The sequence below is a fragment of the Pseudomonas sp. KU26590 genome (genome assembly GCF_026153515.1).
Classification (GTDB): Bacteria; Pseudomonadota; Gammaproteobacteria; order Pseudomonadales; family Pseudomonadaceae; genus Aquipseudomonas.
This window is the reverse complement of record NZ_CP110644.1, coordinates 2,603,859-2,621,103: the sequence shown is the minus strand read 5'-3', so window position 1 is coordinate 2,621,103 and position 17,245 is coordinate 2,603,859. Positions and strand designations below refer to the sequence as shown.

Annotated in this window: 2 protein-coding genes (1 of these 2 running past the window's edge); both read right to left on the bottom strand. The window is 65.1% G+C overall.

All coding sequences use genetic code 11. The features are described 5' to 3' along the window. Positions 1–7,487, bottom strand: partial view of a non-ribosomal peptide synthase/polyketide synthase gene (locus OKW98_RS11580; RefSeq protein ID WP_265389279.1) — the beginning only. Its footprint begins 8,731 nt before the window's first position; only the first 7,487 of its 16,218 coding nucleotides appear in the window; it begins with the start codon at positions 7,485–7,487; its stop codon lies beyond the left edge, outside the window. Beyond that, positions 7,487–17,245: a non-ribosomal peptide synthetase gene (locus OKW98_RS11575; RefSeq protein WP_265389278.1), complete on the bottom strand. Its 9,759-nt coding sequence runs from the start codon at positions 17,243–17,245 to the stop codon at positions 7,487–7,489. The genes OKW98_RS11580 and OKW98_RS11575 overlap by 1 nt, the downstream gene beginning before the upstream one ends.

Sequence of the window (17,245 nt, the reverse complement as noted above, 5' to 3'; positions counted from 1 at the left end):
TCGAGCTTGCCGTTGGGCAACTGCGGCAAACGCTCCATGACCACGATGTGCGCGGGGACCATGTATTCCGGCAGGGTGTTTTTCAGCTGTTGCTTGAGACTGTCTTCAGACAGACCATTGCCGCCGACATAACCCAGCAAGACCTTGCCGTTTGTGCTGTCGCGAACGACGACCAGCGCCTCACGCACGCCGTCGCAGGTCTTCAGTGCCGCTTCGATTTCACCGGCCTCGATGCGGAATCCGCGGATCTTGATCTGGTGGTCGATGCGGCCTAAATATTCCAGCAACCCTTCGCTGTTCAAGCGCACACGGTCGCCGCTGCGATAAATGCGTTCACCGGCGCGGAATGGATGCGGCAGGAAACGCTCAGCGGTTGCGCCGGGACGGTCCAGATAACCCCGCGCCACGGCGCCGCCCAGGTACAACTCGCCCGCAATGCCCTGGGGCAACGGGTTCAAATCCGCGTCCATCACGTAGCCCTGACGATCGCCGACCAGATCACCGATCGGCGCGTAGGCGGTGGTGAAGTCGGCAGTGTCTGCGGAGGCCAGCCACAGGGTCGGCGTGACCACGGTTTCCGTCGGTCCGTAGCCATTGATGATCCACAGCGGCTGCAGATTACGAATCACGTCGTGGAGCATTTCGCGGCTGAAGGCTTCACCGGCGAAACAGTAGGTTTTCACCCCCGGGCCCTTGCCCTGAACACCCGCCCAGTCGGACAACTGACGCAGGTAGCTCGGCGGGAACGAGGCCACGGTGATGCCTTCGCGGATCAGCGTGTCGTAAGTCTGCTCGACGCTCCACAGCTCCTGATCGCGCAGCACCACGCGGGCGCCGTAACACAGCGGCATCATCCAGCCTTCGTGGGCGCCGTCGAAACTGATCGAGAGGAAGTGGAATTTGCGATCTTCCGGGGTAAAGCGGTAGCGCTCGCCGATGGTCTGGATGTGCATCGAAATGTCGGCGTGGGCGATGGCCGCGCCCTTTGGCTTGCCGGTCGAGCCCGAGGTGTAGATCAGGTAGGCCAGTTGCTGCGGATGGATCGTGACGTCCGGGGCCGTGGATGGCTCAGACGAGCAGTCCAGTTCGTCCAGATTGAGCAACGGCACATCACCGACCGGCACGCGATTCAGCGCTGCATCGTGGCTGATCAGCAGCTTCACGCCGCCGTCTTCGAGCATGTAACGCAGGCGCTCGGTCGGGTAGTCCGGGTCGAGCGGAATGTAGGCGCCTCCGGATTTCAACACGGCATAAAACGCCAGCCACAAATCAATCCCGCGCTCCATGGCAATCGCCACGCGCACTTCGGTGCCAATGCCCCGGGCGCGCAAGGCGTGGGCCAGCTGATTGGCGCGACGGTCGAACTCGGCGAAGGTCAGGCGCTGCTCGCCGTGGACCAGCGCAATGGCGTCAGGCCGAATGCGCGCGTGGTCGGCGATCAGCTCGTGAATCGGCCGATCCACATACGGCAAAAACGGCGGTGTGTTCCACGCGTGCATCTGTTGGATGTCGCCTTCGGTGAGCATCGACAGCTCGCCGATGCGCGCCTCGGGGAAGCGGCAGAGGCCGTCCAATAGTGACTGGAAGTGCCCGCACAAACGCGAGATCTGCGCGGCGCTGAACACGTTGCTGTGGTAGTTGACGTGAACATGGGCGTTCTCGCCCGCCACCACCGCCAGGCTCAGCGGGTAGTGGGTCTTGTCGCTGAGTTCGACCGAACCCAGGTTAACGCCGTTGGCCTGCTTGTCCCGCAGCACCGCGTCCACCGGGTAGTTTTCGAACACCAGCAGGCTGTCGAACAGGTCACGGCCGGCGTGGCCCGCGTAGCGCTGGGCCTCGAACAGCGGCGTGTGTTCGTGCTCGCGCAGCTCAAGATTGTGCGCTTGCAGGTCGTTCAGCCAGTCACCGACCTTCTGCTGCGCCTCGGGCGCCTGCACCAGCGGCAGGGTATTGATGAACAGGCCGAGCATGCGCTCGATGCCCGGCACCTGAGCGGAACGACCGGACACCGTGGCGCCGAACGCCACCCGCTGCTGCCCGGTGTAGCGCTGCAACAGCAGCACCCACACCGCCTGAATCAGCGTATTGACGGTCACGCGCTGACGGCGGGCGGCGCTGTTGAGCAGTTCGCTATTGAGGTCCATGGAGGTGACCCGCACCTGATTCGGCAACGGCTCGCCGGTGCTGGAGGTCGGCGCAGTCAGCGCCGCCGCCATCATCGTTGGCTGGTCGAAACCGGCCAGGTGGGTCTGCCAGAAGGTCTTGCTGCGCTCGGCGTCGCGGCTCAGCAGCCATTCGACGTAATCGCCGTAATGCCCGGCGGGCTGCGGCGTGGCGTCGGACATCGCCGCCTGAATCACTTCGCCCAGCACCGCCGCGCTGCTCCAGCCGTCCAGCAGAATATGGTGGAAGGTCCAGACCAGTTTCCACAGCGTCTCACTCTGGCGAATCAGCAATACGCGCATCAGCGGCGCGGCGTGCAGGTCGAACGGGGTTTCCCGCTCGGCCGCCAGGACGTCGGCCAATGCTTGATCACTGCTGCGCAGGTCCAGTTCACGTACTACCAGAGCGGCATCGCGACGAATCAGTTGCACCGGCTGTTCGCTGCCGGGGACACGCAGGAACGCCGCGCGCAGGATCGGATGACGCTGAACCGCCGCCGCCCATGCCGATTTGAAGCGGGTCACCGGCAGGTGTTCGATGTCCAGCGCCACCTGGTTGATGTACAGATCCCGGGCGCTGCCCTGATCGACGATCTCACCGCTGCTCAGTTCGGTATGGAACAACAGGCCCTGCTGCATCGGCGTCAGCGGGTACAGCTGCTCGATGTCCCAGGCAGCAACCGGCAGTGCGTCGAGTTGTGCCTGACTCAGCGCCAGTGCCGGGAAATCCGACGGCGTCACGGCTGAATGGCGGCGGCAGTGTTCGATCACCTCGTCCAGCGCTTCGCTGTAGGCGTCGAGCAGACGTTGAATTGAAGCAGACTCATGGCGTTCGCCACTGAAGCTGCAGGTCAGCCTGAACTGGCCGTCACGGATTTGCGCATCGATGGACAGCTCGCCATTCAGCGGTGCATCGGCGGCGCGCTGGGCACCGCTGCCCTCCTCGGCCAGGCTGAAAAGCCCGCTGCTGTTTTGCAGCCGGCCCATGTAATTGAACAGCACGCAGCCGTCCAGCGCCGGCAAGGCTTCGCCGCGCAGATGACGCAACAGGCCGTAACCCAGGCCGCCGTGGGGCACGGCGCGCAGGGTTTCCTTGGTGTGTTTGAGTGCGGCGTCGAGGTCGTCGTGGGCGTGCAGGCTGACCGGATACAGGCTGGTGAACCAGCCGACGGTGCGCGCCGGGTCAACGCCGTCGAACAGGTCCTCACGGCCGTGGCCTTCCAGCGCGATCATCGCCTGGGACTCGCCGCTCCAGCGCTTCATCGCGCGGACCAGTGCGGTCAGCAGCAGGTCGTTGATCTGCGTGCGGTACGCCGCCGGCGCCTCGCTGATCAGTTTTTCGGTGCGCGTGGCGTCCAGTTGCAAATGCAGCTGGCGCACGTTGTTTTGGCGCGAATCGCATTGGGGATTGGCGCAGGGCAACGCGGGTGCTGACGGCAGGTTGCGCCAGTATTCGGCTTCGGCCAGCACGGCGTCGCTGTAAGCGAAATCGAGCAGGCGGTTGGCCCAGCGCTGGAACGACGCAGTCTTGTCACCGAGGTCGATAGCGAGGCCCGCTTGCGCCTGGGTGTAGGCGTTTTGCAGGTCCTCCAGCAGGATGCGCCACGACACGCCGTCGACGACCAGGTGATGAACCACCAGCAACAGACGTTCGCCGCCTTCGGCCAAATTGAAATGAACGGCGCGCAACAGCGGGCCGTCTCGCAGATCGAGGCTTGCCTGGGCTTCGTCGCAGGCTGTGGTCAGCTCATTCAGGCTGGTGGTGCGCTGCCAGATCAGGCCGTTTTGGGCCTGTTCTTCGGATGAAAAATCTTCAGCAGAAAGGCCGGCGCGATAGCGTTGCTGCCACTGGCCGTTGTCTTGCTGCACAAAGCGCATCCGCAGGGCGTCGTGATGGTTGAGCACGGCGGCCAGGGCCTTGGTCAGCGCCGGGAGGTCCAGCGCTTCACTCGGACTCAGCAGCAGCGACTGGTTCCAGTGGCTGCGGTTGCGCATCGGCTGCTGGAAAAACCAGTGCTGGATCGGCGTCAGCGGGATGTCGCGGTTAAGCTCGATGGGCTCGACCACGGGCGCAGCCTGACTGACCACCTGAGCGACCTGGGCCAGCTCGGCGATGGTCTGGCGTTCGAACATCTGCCGGGGCGACAGCACGATGCCGACCTTGCGGGCGCGGGAGATAATTTGCAGGCTGAGGATCGAGTCGCCGCCGAGGGCAAAGAAGTTGTCCTGGCGACCGACCTGGGCGACGCCGAGCAGGTCTTGCCACAACGCCGCCAGCTGGGTTTCGACCCCGGCCAGCGGTGCTTCGAAAGCCCGTTGCTGGATCTGTGGATCGGGCAGCGCTTTGCGGTCGAGTTTGCCGTTGGCCGACAGCGGCAGGCTGTCCAGCGTGACGAAGTGGGCCGGGACCATGTAATCCGGCAGGCGCTGTTTCAGCTGGGTGCGCAGGTGTTCTTCGTCAAACTCATCGGCGACCAGATAACCGACCAGCTGCATGCCAGTGCTGAGTTCACGGGCGATGACCACCGCTTCTTTGACCGCCGGGTGATCGAGCAGCGCCGCTTCGATCTCGCCGATTTCGACGCGGAGACCGCGCAGTTTGATCTGGTGATCGAGACGGCCGAGGTATTCCACCACGCCGTCGGTACGCCAGCGCGCCAAGTCACCGGTGCGATAGAGCCGCTCGCCGCTGCCGAACGGGCTGGCAACGAAGCGCTCGGCGGTCAGGCCGGGACGCAAGTGGTAGCCACGAGCGAGGCCGTCGCCGCCGATATACAGCTCGCCCGGTACGCCGATGGGTTGCGGGTTGAGGCGGCTGTCGAGGATGTGGATGTGCAGATTGGCGATGGGGGCGCCGATGGGTACGGAAACGCCGGGCTCGTCGCGGCAGGTCCAGTGGGTCACGTCGATGGCGGCTTCGGTCGGGCCATACAGGTTGAAAAGGCCCGCGTTCGGCAGGCGCTGAAGGGTGTCCCGCGCCAGGTCGGCAGGCAAGGCTTCGCCGCTGCACACGATGCGTTTCAGGGACGCGCAGCCGCTCAGATCGTCCTGGGCCATGAAGGCGCCGAGCATCGACGGGACAAAGTGCAGCGTGGTGATGTGCTGTTGTTCGATCAGCGTCTTCAATACCAGCGGATCGCGGTGATCCCCCGGTTGAGCAACGACCAGACGCGCCCCCACCATCAACGGCCAGAAGAATTCCCAGACCGAAACGTCAAAACTGAAAGGCGTTTTTTGCAATACGGCGTCCGATGCGCTGAGCCTGTAAGCGTCCTGCATCCAGGCCAGACGGTTAAACAGTGCTGCATGGGTATTGCCGGCGCCCTTCGGTTTCCCTGTCGAGCCCGAGGTGTAAATCATGTAGGCCAGTTGTTCGGGGTGCAGCGCTACAACCGGCGCCGTGACGGATTGGCTTGAGAGATCAATCTGATCCAGATTCAGCACCCGTAGGCCTTCAACAGCCGGCAAATCCTCAATCACCCCATCGTGGCTCAGCAGTAAACCAATACCCGCGTCTTCCAGCATGTAACGCAGACGATCAGCGGGATACTCGGGGTCCAGCGGTACGTAAGCAGCGCCGGCTTTAAGCACGCCGTAGAGCGCAACGACCATTTCCAGCGAGCGCAACGCCGCGACGCCCACCAGCGATTCGCGCCCGACGCCCTGCTTTTGCAGGTAATGGGCCAACTGATTCGCACGCTGATCCAGCTCGCGATAACTCAACACCGCATCGCCAAAGCGCACAGCCTCCCGCTCGGGATGTGCCTGCGCCAGCCGCTCAAAATGCCGATGCACAAACGGCTCCGAGTCCCAGTCCCGCGCGGTGTCGTTGACCAACGCCAGTTGCGCGCGATCCTCAACATCCAGCAACTCGAAGTCGCCAATCCCCGCATCCGGCCGCTCCAGCAACTCGGCAAACAACTGCTCAAAACGCCCATGCAAGCGCTCGATGCTGCCGTGATCAAACAGATCCGTGGCGTAGTTCCAGTTACCCGCCAGTTCACCCGCCGCGTTTTCCCAGGTGTGCAGCGCCAGGTCGAACTGCGCGCTGCCGTTGTCCAGGGGCATCAGCGTGGCGTTGAGGCCGGGCATCAGTTGCAGCGCTTCGTCCTGGCGTTGCTGATGGTTGTAGAGCACTTGAAACAGCGGGTTATGACTGAGGCTGCGCTCGGGCGCCAGTGCGTCCACCAGTTGTTCGAACGGCAGGTCCTGATGGGCTTGTGCGCCTTGGGACGCCAGGCGAACGCTGTCGATGATCTGGTTGAAACTGGCGTCGGCCTGGACATCGCCGCGCAGAATCTGGGTGTTGACGAAGAAGCCGATCAGGCCCTCGGTCTCGGCGCGTTGACGGCCGGCAATGGGCACGCCAATGCGCAAATCGGTCTGCCCGCTCATCCGCTGCAACAGCACTTGATAGGCCGCGAGCAGGACGGTGAACAGCGTCACGCCGCGCTGCCGAGCCAGTTCGCGCATGCGCCCGGACAGCGCGGCGTCGAAGCTGAACGGCAGGCGCGCGCCACGGAAACTCTGGCGCGCCGGGCGTGGACGGTCCGCCGGCAGTTCCAGCACCGGCGGCTCATCGCCCAGTTGTTGCTGCCAGTAGGCCAGTTGCCGATCACCCTCGCCCGCGTCCAGGCAGGCGCGCTGCCACAGGGCGACGTCGGCATAAGTCAGGGGCAGCGGCGCCAGGCTGTCGTCGCCACCTGAAAGCGCGGCGCGATAGGCCTCGACGAAATCCAGCAGCAGCACTTGAATCGACCAACCGTCGGCAATGATGTGGTGCAGGCACACCAGCAACACGTGATCGTCTGCCGCGCGTTCGATCAACGCCACACGCCACAGCGGACCCTGGGCCAGGTCGAACGGGCGTCGGGCGAAGGCATCGGCCAGTGCCTGGACTTCGGCTTCGTCAGCCGCGCGCAAACGCTCGAATGGCAACCCTTGAGTACCGCAAATCACTTGCTCCGGCGTGCCATCTTCAGCGGTGGCGAACACCGTGCGCAGGCTGGCATGACGCTCGGCCACGCGCTCGAAGGCCGACTGCACCGCGGCGCTGTCCAGCTCGCCTTTCAGGCGCAACGCTCCCGGCAGGTGATACGTGCTGTTGCCCGGTTCCAGCTGTTCGAGAAACCACAGACGCTGCTGGGAAAACGACGCCGGGCTGTGCTCGCCCGCCACACCCGGCGGCACCGGCAGCGACGACGCATCGAGGCCCTGCTCGCGCAGCTTGTTCAAAAACACCCGACGCTGAGCGCTGCCAAGGCTGAGGAAACGCGTGGCCAGGGCCAGCAGCTTGCTCTGTGAAGTCATGCTCGGTTGCGACATCAGTTGCTTTCCTCCAGCTCATTCATTAACTCGTCCAGGGCATCGAGCCGGTCGAGTGTCAGGGTCTGCCCCTGCAAGGTGTCGATCAGCGCCGCCTGGGCGGCGACGGTGGTGGCTTCGAAGGCCTGGGCCAGCGGGATGCTCACCCCGAGGCGCTCGCGAATGCGCGACAGCAGCCGCGTGGCCAGCAACGAATGGCCACCCAGTTCAAAGAAGTTGTCGTGACGACCGACCTGCTCAACCTTGAGCAGGCTCTGCCAGAGTTCGGCGAGGACTTCCTCACGCTCGCCCTGGGGCGCTTCGAACACGCGTTCTTCCAGGCTCGGCGCCGGCAGGGCCTTGCGGTCGAGCTTGCCGTTGGCGTTGCGCGGCATCTGGGCCAGCACGACGACGTGCGCCGGCACCATAAACGCCGGCAGGGTTTGCGCCAGCGCGCTTTTCAGCACGTCGCTGGACAGCGCCTGCCGGGCGTCGGCAACCACATAGGCCACCAGTTGCGGGCCGTGGGGCGTCGGTTGCGCGCTGACCACGGCGTCGTGCACCGAGGGTTGCGCCAACAGCAGGTTTTCGATTTCGCCCAGCTCGATGCGCTGGCCGCGAATCTTCACCTGGAAGTCCGCGCGGCCGACGTATTCCAGCGCGCCGTCTGCGTTCCAGCGGGCCAGGTCGCCGCTGCGATACAGCCGCGCACCGGCGTCGCCGAACGGATCAGGCAAGAAGCGCTCGGCGGTCAGCCCTGGCTTCGCGGCGTAGCCACGGCCCACACCGACGCCGCCGATGTACAGCTCGCCCACCACACCGGGCGCGGCCAGTTGCAGGTTGGAATCCAGCACGTACAGGCAGTTGTTGTCGGTGGGCCGGCCGATCGGCATGTTGGCGTTGAGTGCGGGCGCCGCGGTCAGGGTGTGCAACGCGACGTCGTCGGCGCACTCAGCCGGACCGTAGGCGTTGACCAGCGGCACCTCGGGGTAGCGCGCAAACCAGCGCGCGGCGAGGTCCGTGGTCAGCGCTTCGCCGGTCGGCAGCAGCCAGCGCAAGGCGTCGAGCCGCTGGGGCGCGACCGCGAGCATGGCGTCGATCACCGCCGGCACGCACTCCAGCACGCTGACCTGATTGGCCGCCACTTCTTCCAGCAGCCGTTGCGGGTCCTGCACCACGGCATCCGGCAGAATCTCCACGCGCCCGCCGAACAGCGGCGCGGTGAGGAATTGCCACACGGAAATGTCGAACCCGGTGGCGGCGGTCTGGGCAATGACATCGCCCTCGCTTAGACGCAGGTACGGCAGCTTGGACATCTGGTTGTTGAGCATACCGCGCTGGTTGACCATCACCCCTTTCGGCTCGCCGGTGGAACCGGAGGTGTAGATGACGTAGGCCAGTTGCTCGGCTGTCGCGTAGCGGCCCGGATTTTCGTCAGCGAGCAGATCGGCGCCAGTCAGCAACTCTTCAAGCACCAGCACACGGGGCTTGGGTTCGGCCAGGGCAACAATCGCCTCGACCTGGGGCAGACACTCCCGCGGCGTCAGCAACAACGGCGCGGCGCTGCTGCCCAGCATGCGCGCGCTGCGCCCGGCCGGGTGACGATCATCCAGCGCCAGATAGGCCGCACCGGCCTTAAACGCACCGACGATCATGCTCAACAACGGCAGGCCGCGGGGTGCGAACAGCGCCACCACGTCGTCGCCCTGCACGTCCGCTGCAATCAGACCATGACCGATGCGGTTGGCCTGACGATTGAGTTCGCGGTAGCTCAGGCTCTGACCCTGACAGCGCGCCACTTCCTGGGCCGGATGGGCCAGCACCCGCGCCTCGAAACGCTCCAGGTAGCTGATGTCGTACCAATGCTGTTGCACAGGTCCGAGCCCCAAGCTCAGCAACTGCTCGCGCTCCGTTTGCTCAAGGATCTGCAACTGGCTCAGCGCCTGCTGCGGGTTGTCGATCAACTGCGTGAGCAGGCGGCGGAAATGGCTGACCAGCGCACCCATGTCGGCGTCGTTGAAGTGCCGGGTGTCGTAGGTCAGCTGCAATTGCAGGGATTCACCCGGCAGCAGCACCACGGTCAACGGGTAGTTGGTGTGGGTGCGGTTGGCCAGCGGGTTGATGCGGTATTCGTTCACGGCCTGCTGCACCTCGGCGCCCAACGGAACGTTTTCAAAGACAAACAGGCTGTCGAACAGCGGCTGACCGCGCGGGGTGTCGGCGAGCAGCTGAATGTCGGCCAGGGACAGGTGTTCGTGCTGACGCATGTCGGCGTTCTGCCCCTGCAACGCGTTGAGCAGGTCCAGCGCCGAGGCGCCGATGCCCGGCCGGCGGATGCGCAGCGGCAAGGTGTTGATGAACAGCCCCAGCGCGCCTTCGATGCCTTCCAGCTCGGTCGGACGACCGGCCACGGTGACGCCGAACAGCACTTCGTCGCGGTCGGCATGGCGCATCAGCAACAAGGCCCATGCGGCCTGAACGAAGGTGTTGGCGGTCAGGCGATGCTGACGGGCTTGTTCGGCGAGTTTTGCGGTCTGCTCGGTGCCCAGCGCCAGGGTGACGTCGCGCATCTGCGTTTCGCCCTGCTGGTTGCGCTGCAGACTGTGGCGGTACGGCAGCGGCGTGACGTCGGTGAAGCCCGCCAATGCGTTGCGCCAGTAATCGCGGCTGACCGCTTCGTCCTGCTCGGCCAGCCAGGCGAGGAAGTCGCGGTACGGCCGCGCCGGCGGCAAGCTGACCTGACGCCCCTCCAGGAACGCGCGGTAATGGGCAAAGAATTCGGTGAGCATCAGGCCCCGGCACCAGGCGTCGATCAGCGCGTGGTGGTGGCTCTGGACGATGCGGAAATCCGCTTCGCCGAACTTGATCAGGCGCAGGCGCAGCAGGGGCGCGCGGGCGAAATCGAAGCCCTGCTCGCGCTCGCTTTTCAGCAGGTCTTCAAGCTCGGCCTCGGCGGCGTCGCGGGACAGATGGCTGAGGTCGATCAGTTGCACCGGCGACGGCACGCGACGCATCACAATCTGACGCTGCACGCCGCTTTCCAGGCCATGAAACGCCGTGCGCAACGCCGGGTGACGCTGCACCACTTGCTGCCAGGCGAACTTGAACGCGTCGAAATCCACGTGGCTGCCGACGTCGTACTGGTCCTGCATCAGGTAAATGCCGTTGCCCTGGTCCAGCAGGCTGTGCAGCAAAATGCCCTGCTGCATCGGCGCCAGGGGCAGGATGTCTTCGATGTCACGCGCAGGGATACCGAGGGCGTCGAGCTGGGCCTGACTCAGGCCGGCCAGAGGGAAGTCCGACGGCGTCAGGCCGGCGTTGGTTTCGTCGCCGCAATGGGCGATCAGCTGCAGCAACTGCGCTTCGTACAGTGCGACCAGTTGCTCGATGCTGTCACGGCTGAAGCGTTCGCGGCTGAAGGTCCAGTCCAGCTGCAACTGGCCGTCGCGCACCTGACCGTCGACCGCCAGGGCATTGGCCAGCGGTCCTTGGGGGTCGCGCAGATTGTCCGGTGTGCGGTTCGACAGCGAGAACAGCGCGCCCTCGTTGTCGTCGAAACGGCCGAGGTAGTTGAAGGTCACGCCCTGGCCGATCAGCTCCGGCAAATTCGCGCCAGCCAAGTGCTTCAGTAGTCCGTAGCCGAGGCCTTTCTCCGGCACGCCGCGCAGGCTTTCTTTAACAGCCTTGAGGGTAGCGACCGCGTCATCCGCTGCGTCCAGCGCCAGCGGGTACAGGCTGGTGAACCAGCCGACGCTACGGCTCAGGTCCAAGGCGCCAGTGGCGTCCTCGCGGCCATGGCCTTCGAGGCTGATGACATGGCGACGACGGCCGCTCCACTGCCACAGCGCCTGGGACAGCGCCGCCAGCAGCAGATCGTCGATGCGCGTGCGATACGCCGCCGGGGCTTCGCTGAGCAGGCGACGGGTGTTGAGCGCGTCGAGGCTCAGGTGCAGGGTTTCGCTGTCGCCGACCCGGCTTTCCACCGAAGTATCGCCAGGCAGGATGGCATCGGCGGCGTTCAGTGCTTGCCAGTACGGCAGTTGTTGCTGCAGCTCAGGGCTGCGCGCCAGGGTGCTCAACGACTGCGACCAAGCCTGGAAGCTGGCGGTTTTGTCGGCCAGGGCCACGTTGTTACCGGCCGCCAGTTGGCGGTAGGCCAGTTGCAGGTCTTCGAGCAATACCCGCCACGAGACGCCGTCTACGGCCAGGTGATGGATCGCCAACAGCAACCGCGCTTCGCCCGATGGCAAGCGCGCATGAACCACCCGCAGCAGCGGACCGGTGTCGATGTTCAGGCTGCGCTGGGCTTCATCGTTGAGCGAATCGAAGTCGTCTTCGCGGCTCAGTTCGCAGGTCCACAGCACGCGCTCGGCACTTTCGCTGTCGCGGTAACGCTGCTGCCATTGGCCTGCATCGTTCTGGTGGAAGCTCAGGCGCAGGCTGTCGTGGTGGGCCAGCACCGCCCCGAGGGCCTGTTGCAGCAGCGCGGTGTCCAGCGCCTGGGGCACGTCGAGCAGCAGCGACTGGTTCCAGTGCTGACGCTGTGCGATCGGCAGGCTGAAGAGGCGCGCCTGAATCGGCGTCAGGGCAAACTCGCGGGGCGCAATGGCTGCAGTGACGGGCGCGGCAGCAGGCTTGGCCTCGGCCACCGTGGCGACCTGGGCGAGTTCGGCGATGGTCTGTTTTTCGAACAGCTGCTTGGGCGTCAGACGAATGCCCTGACGGCGAGCCCGGGCGATGATCTGCAGGCTGAGAATCGAGTCGCCGCCGAGGGTAAAGAAGTTGTCGTGACGGCCCAACGCCTCGACGTTCAGCGCCGCTTGCCACAGTGCAGCGAGTGCGGCTTCGACCCCTTCGTGGGGCGCTTCGAAATCTTCCGACGTTGTGGTCGGCGACGGCAGCGCGCCGGCGTCGAGCTTGCCGTTGGCGGTCAGCGGGAAGGCATCGAGGATCAGGATGTGGCTCGGCACCATGTAGTCCGGCAGGCTCCGGGCCAGTTGCGTGCGCAGCGCTTCGCCGTCCATCTTCGCGCCGCTGTCGACGTTAGCGTCGAGCAGCGCATAAGCGATCAATTGGCCGCGATCATCGACGCGGACATGGGCGTCACGCAGTCCGTCCAGTTGGCGCAGCCGCTGGGCGATTTCACCCAGGGCCACGCGGTAGCCGCGCACCTTGACCTGATCGTCGACACGGCCGAGGAACTGAATCTGCCCGTTGGCCAGCAACCGCGCGCGGTCGCCAGTGCGGTAGAGACGCGCGCCGCTTCCGCTCGGGTCAGGAATGAAGGCCGCGGCGGTCATTGCAGGACGCTGATGATACCCGCGCGCCAGCCCCGGCCCGCCGATATACAGCTCACCGACGTCGCCCTGCACCACCGGTTGCAGATGGTCGTTGAGAATCAGCGCGATGGCATTCGGCAGCGGACGGCCGACGGGCACGCTGTCGCCCATCGACTCTTCAAACGCCTCATTGCTCAGCACGCCGACGGTGGTTTCGGTAGGGCCGTAGTGGTTGATCACCCGGCAGCCGGGCTTCAAGCGCTTGACCTGCGCCACCAGCGCCCACGGCAGCGTATCGCCGCCGAGGATCAGTGCGTGTTCGGGCAGCACATCGGCGGCATGGGTCGCCTGCAACAGGCCGTTCAAATGGGTCGGCACGATCTTCAGCACGCCCACTTTGTGCTCGGCCATGTACGCAGCGAAACGGTCGGCATCGTTGGTGCGGTCGGGGCTGATCAGGTGCAGCGAACGCGCCGAGCACAGCGCGCCGAACAGCACGGTGTGGCCCAGATCGGCACCGACGGTGGAGACCATGGCCATGCTCGTCTCGGGCGCCAGATCAAGCCGTGCGAGCAAGCCCTGGACGTAATCGGCCAGGGCGCCGTGGCTGATGACCACCCCTTTCGGCGTGCCGCTGGTGCCGGAGGTGTAGATCAGGTACGCGGCCTGATCGGCGTGGGGTTGCAGGTTCAGAGCTTGAGCAGGCTGCGCGCGCCACGCAGCGTCGGCAGCCATGCAGATAAGGTCACCATGGAAGTCACCCGGCGCCGCCACATCGGTGATCAACAAGCGCGCGCCACTGTCGGCCAGCACAAATGCCTGACGCTCGGCCGGCCATTTCGGGTCCATTGGCACAAACGCGGCGCCACTCTTGAGCACCGCCAGCAGGCCGACGACGAACTCCAGCGAGCGCTCCAGGAGAATACCGACGCGGCTTTCCACGCCGACACCGGCCTGACGCAGGTGCTGCGCCAGTTGATTGGCCTGGGCATCGACCTCGGCAAAGCGGGCGCTGCGCTGTTCGTCTTGCAGGGCCAGACGATTCGGTTGTGCGCTGACACTGGCATTCCACAGGCTCAGTACATCCGAGGCCGGGAACGTCACGGTTTCGGCAGCGATGGAGGAAGGTTCGGCGCCGATTTGCAGATCCGCCAGACGCACCTGAGGTTGCGCCACCACTTGCGCGCAGATTCGAAGTAAATCACCCGCGAAACCAGCGATGCGCGCCTCGTCGAACAGGTCGCAGGCATAGGTGAACACCGCCTGAATGCCGTCGGCGTCGTCGGTGATGTCCAGGCCTAAATCGAAGTGCGCGGAGTAGTCGTCGAGCTGGTTGACGTCCATGCGCACGCCGGCCATTTCAACGTTGTGCGGCAGCGGAAATTGCTGGGTGAATTTCACCTGGCACAGCGGGTTGTGGCTGAGGTTGCGCGACACGCCGAGGGCTTCGACCAGTTGCTCGAACGGCAGGTCCTGATGGTGTTGCGCACCCAGCGCGGTGTGACGAACCGCCTCGATCAGCGTGCTGAACGACTGCTGCGGCGACACCTCGCTGCGCAGCACCAGGGTGTTGACGAACAGCCCGATCAGCCCTTCGGATTCGGTGCAGGTCCGCCCCGCCACCGGCACGCCGACGCGCAAATCGGTCTGGCTGCTGTAACGCTGCAGCAGGGTTTTGTAGGCGGCGAGCATGACCATGAACAGGGTCGCGCCATGACGGCTGGCGAGGTCACGCAGGCTCTGGCTCAAGTCGCGGTCAAGGGCGATGGCGTAACGGGCGCCGCGATGGCTTTGTTGCGCTGGACGCGGGCGATCGGCCGGCAGATTCAAGACGGTCTGGGCGTCACCCAGGTGCTCACGCCAGTAGGCCAGTTGGCGCTGGCCTTCCCCACCGGCCAGACGCGCGCGCTGCCAGGCGGCGAAGTCGGCGTACTGAATCGGCAGCGGCGGCAACGCCGGTTGTGCCCCCCTTGCATGGGCGCTGTACAGCGCAGCGAATTCCTTGAGCATGACCTGCACCGACCAGCCATCGGCAATGATGTGGTGCAACACCAGCACCAGTTGCTGCCGGTCCGGCGCCAACCGCACATTGAGCACGCGCCACAACGGGCCATCCTGCAAATCCATTGGCTGCTCGACTGCCGCTCTGGCCAGCTCGCTCAACGCTCCCTGCGGGTCGGTGTCCTCGCTCAGGTAATGGCGTTCGATCAGCACGGGGCCCGGTGCATGAATGCGCTGCACCAGCTTTTCGTTGGCATCGATGGAAAAGGTGGTGCGCAGGCTTTCGTGCCGGGCGGCTAGGTCGTCGAGACTGCGTTGCAGCGCGGCGTCATCCAGCGGGCCGGTGAGGCTCAACTGGCCGCACAGGTGATAGGCGCTGCTGTCCGGTTCCAGTTGCGCGAGGAACCACAAGCGTTGCTGGGCAAAAGACTGCTCGGGATCGCTGTCGCGGGAAATACGCTGCACGCCCGCAGAGGCTTCGGCACTGCGGCCGTGGGTGGAGACGTGCTCGGCGACGTGAGCGTTGAAGGCTCCGAGGGTCGGGTGTTCGAACAGGTGCGCGGGCTCAAGTTTCAGGCCCAGTTCGCCATTCAGGCGCGACAGCACTTGCACCACGCCGACCGAATCACCGCCACGGGCGAAGAAGTGGTCGGCAGGATTCAGGTCGCTTTTGCCGAGGACTTCCTGCCACGCCGCCAGAACTTCCGGCAGCAAAGGCGAAGCCTCAACCGAGACGTCCGCGCTGTCAGCATTGAGCAAACGCCCGTCCTGCCAGACCGCGAAGCTGTCGAGGCTGCCGTTCTGCCAGCCACTGCGGCAGGCGGAACGCTGCAATTTGCCGCTGGTGGTGCGCGGCAATGCGCCCGGCTCTAAAAGCACGATGACTTTCGGCGCCACCAGAAACAGTTCGGACACCGCATCACGCACCGCTTCGCAAATCATCGGCGGCTTCATCAGGCGGCGCACGTTGCGGCTGATTTCCAGCGCCAGGCCGACGCCTTCGACGCCCTGCCCGTCCGTCACCGGGAACGCCGCGATGCGCCCGCGACGCAGTAGCTCGACGCTTTTCTCCAGCGCCTGTTCGATGTCCTGGGGGTACAGGTTCTGGCCGTTGAGGATGATCAAATCCTTCAAGCGACCGGTGATGAACAGCTCGTTGTCGCGGGCAATGCCCAGGTCGCCGCTGCGCAACCAGCGCTGGCCGTCTTCCTCGACGAAGGTCTGCGCAGTGGCCTCGGCGTTCTGCCAATAGCCCTGGGCGACGCTTGGCCCGGCAATCCAGATTTCGCCGACGTGGCCGGACGCGAGTGGCTGCAGCGTGGCCGGATCGACAATCCGCAGGTCGTGATCGGGCCGGCACCAGCCGCACCCCGGCAGACGACTTTTGGCGTTCTGATTGGCGAAAACGGCCTCAGTGGCGTCCCCGGCGGCCAGCTGGCTGCCGTCGAAATGCTTGATCCCGAACGGCCTGTCGCGCTCGGCGGCGCTCACATACAGGGTCGCTTCGGCCAAACCGTAGCTCGGCGTCAGGGCGCGGCGGTTGAAACCGGCCGGCTCAAAGTGTTCGCTGAAGGCATCCAGGGTGGCGATGCGGATCGGCTCGGAGCCGGAAAACGCCAGGCTCCAGCGATCCAGCACGAGGCCCTTGACGGCGCCAGGTTTGATCCGCTCGACGCACAGGCGATAGGCGAAATCCGGACCGCCGGAGAAGGTCCCGCCGTACTGACTCATCGCTTCCAGCCAGCGCGCCGGCCGGCCAAGGAAATAGTTCGGCGACATCAGCGTCAGGGTGCCGCCGTAGTACAGCGGCAACAGCAGGCCGCACATCAGGCCCATGTCGTGGTACAGCGGCAGCCAGCTGACCCAGCTTTCCGACGCGGGGTCCGAGATGAAGTGCCGGGCCATGGCGATTTCGTTGGCCATGAGATTGTCGTGGGAGACCATCACGCCTTTCGGTGCGCTGGTGGAGCCCGAGGTGTATTGCAGGAAGGCAAGCGAGGCAGTGTCGATCAGCGGCGCCTGAAACCCTGCGTGGCCGTCGGTGATCTCCTCGACTGCCGCGAAACGTCCGCCAGCGGGCATGAACGGCTGCAACAGGTGCTGGAATTTATCCAGATCTTCACGCCGCCCGAGGACCATCTGCGGCGCGGCGTCGTGGAGGATGCCGGTCAGCCGGTCAAGGTGGGTCTGGCGGTTGTACTCGGGGGCGAAGGCCGGCACCGCGATGACCCGGGCGTACAAACAGCCGAGGAACGCCGCCGCGTAATCGGCGCCGGTCGGCAGAATCAGCACGCACCGCTCGCCGCCCTGCACGCCGAGGTGCTGCTGCAGGCAGGCTGCAATCGATCGGGCCTTGGCATCCAGCTCGGCGTAGGTGGTCAGCAGCGGCGGCTGGTCTTCGTGGACGATGTGTCGAAGGGCAATCCGGTCCGGCTGGGTCTGCGCATAAAAGCCTACCAGTTCGGGAAAATGCGCGGCCTGATCTCGTATGGATTTCAT

Bases quoted from the DNA above. Each gene is read 5' to 3' on its own strand.
- OKW98_RS11575 (WP_265389278.1), bottom strand. From the start codon at position 17,245: ATGAAATCCATACGAGATCAGGCCGCGCATTTTCCCGAACTGGTAGGC.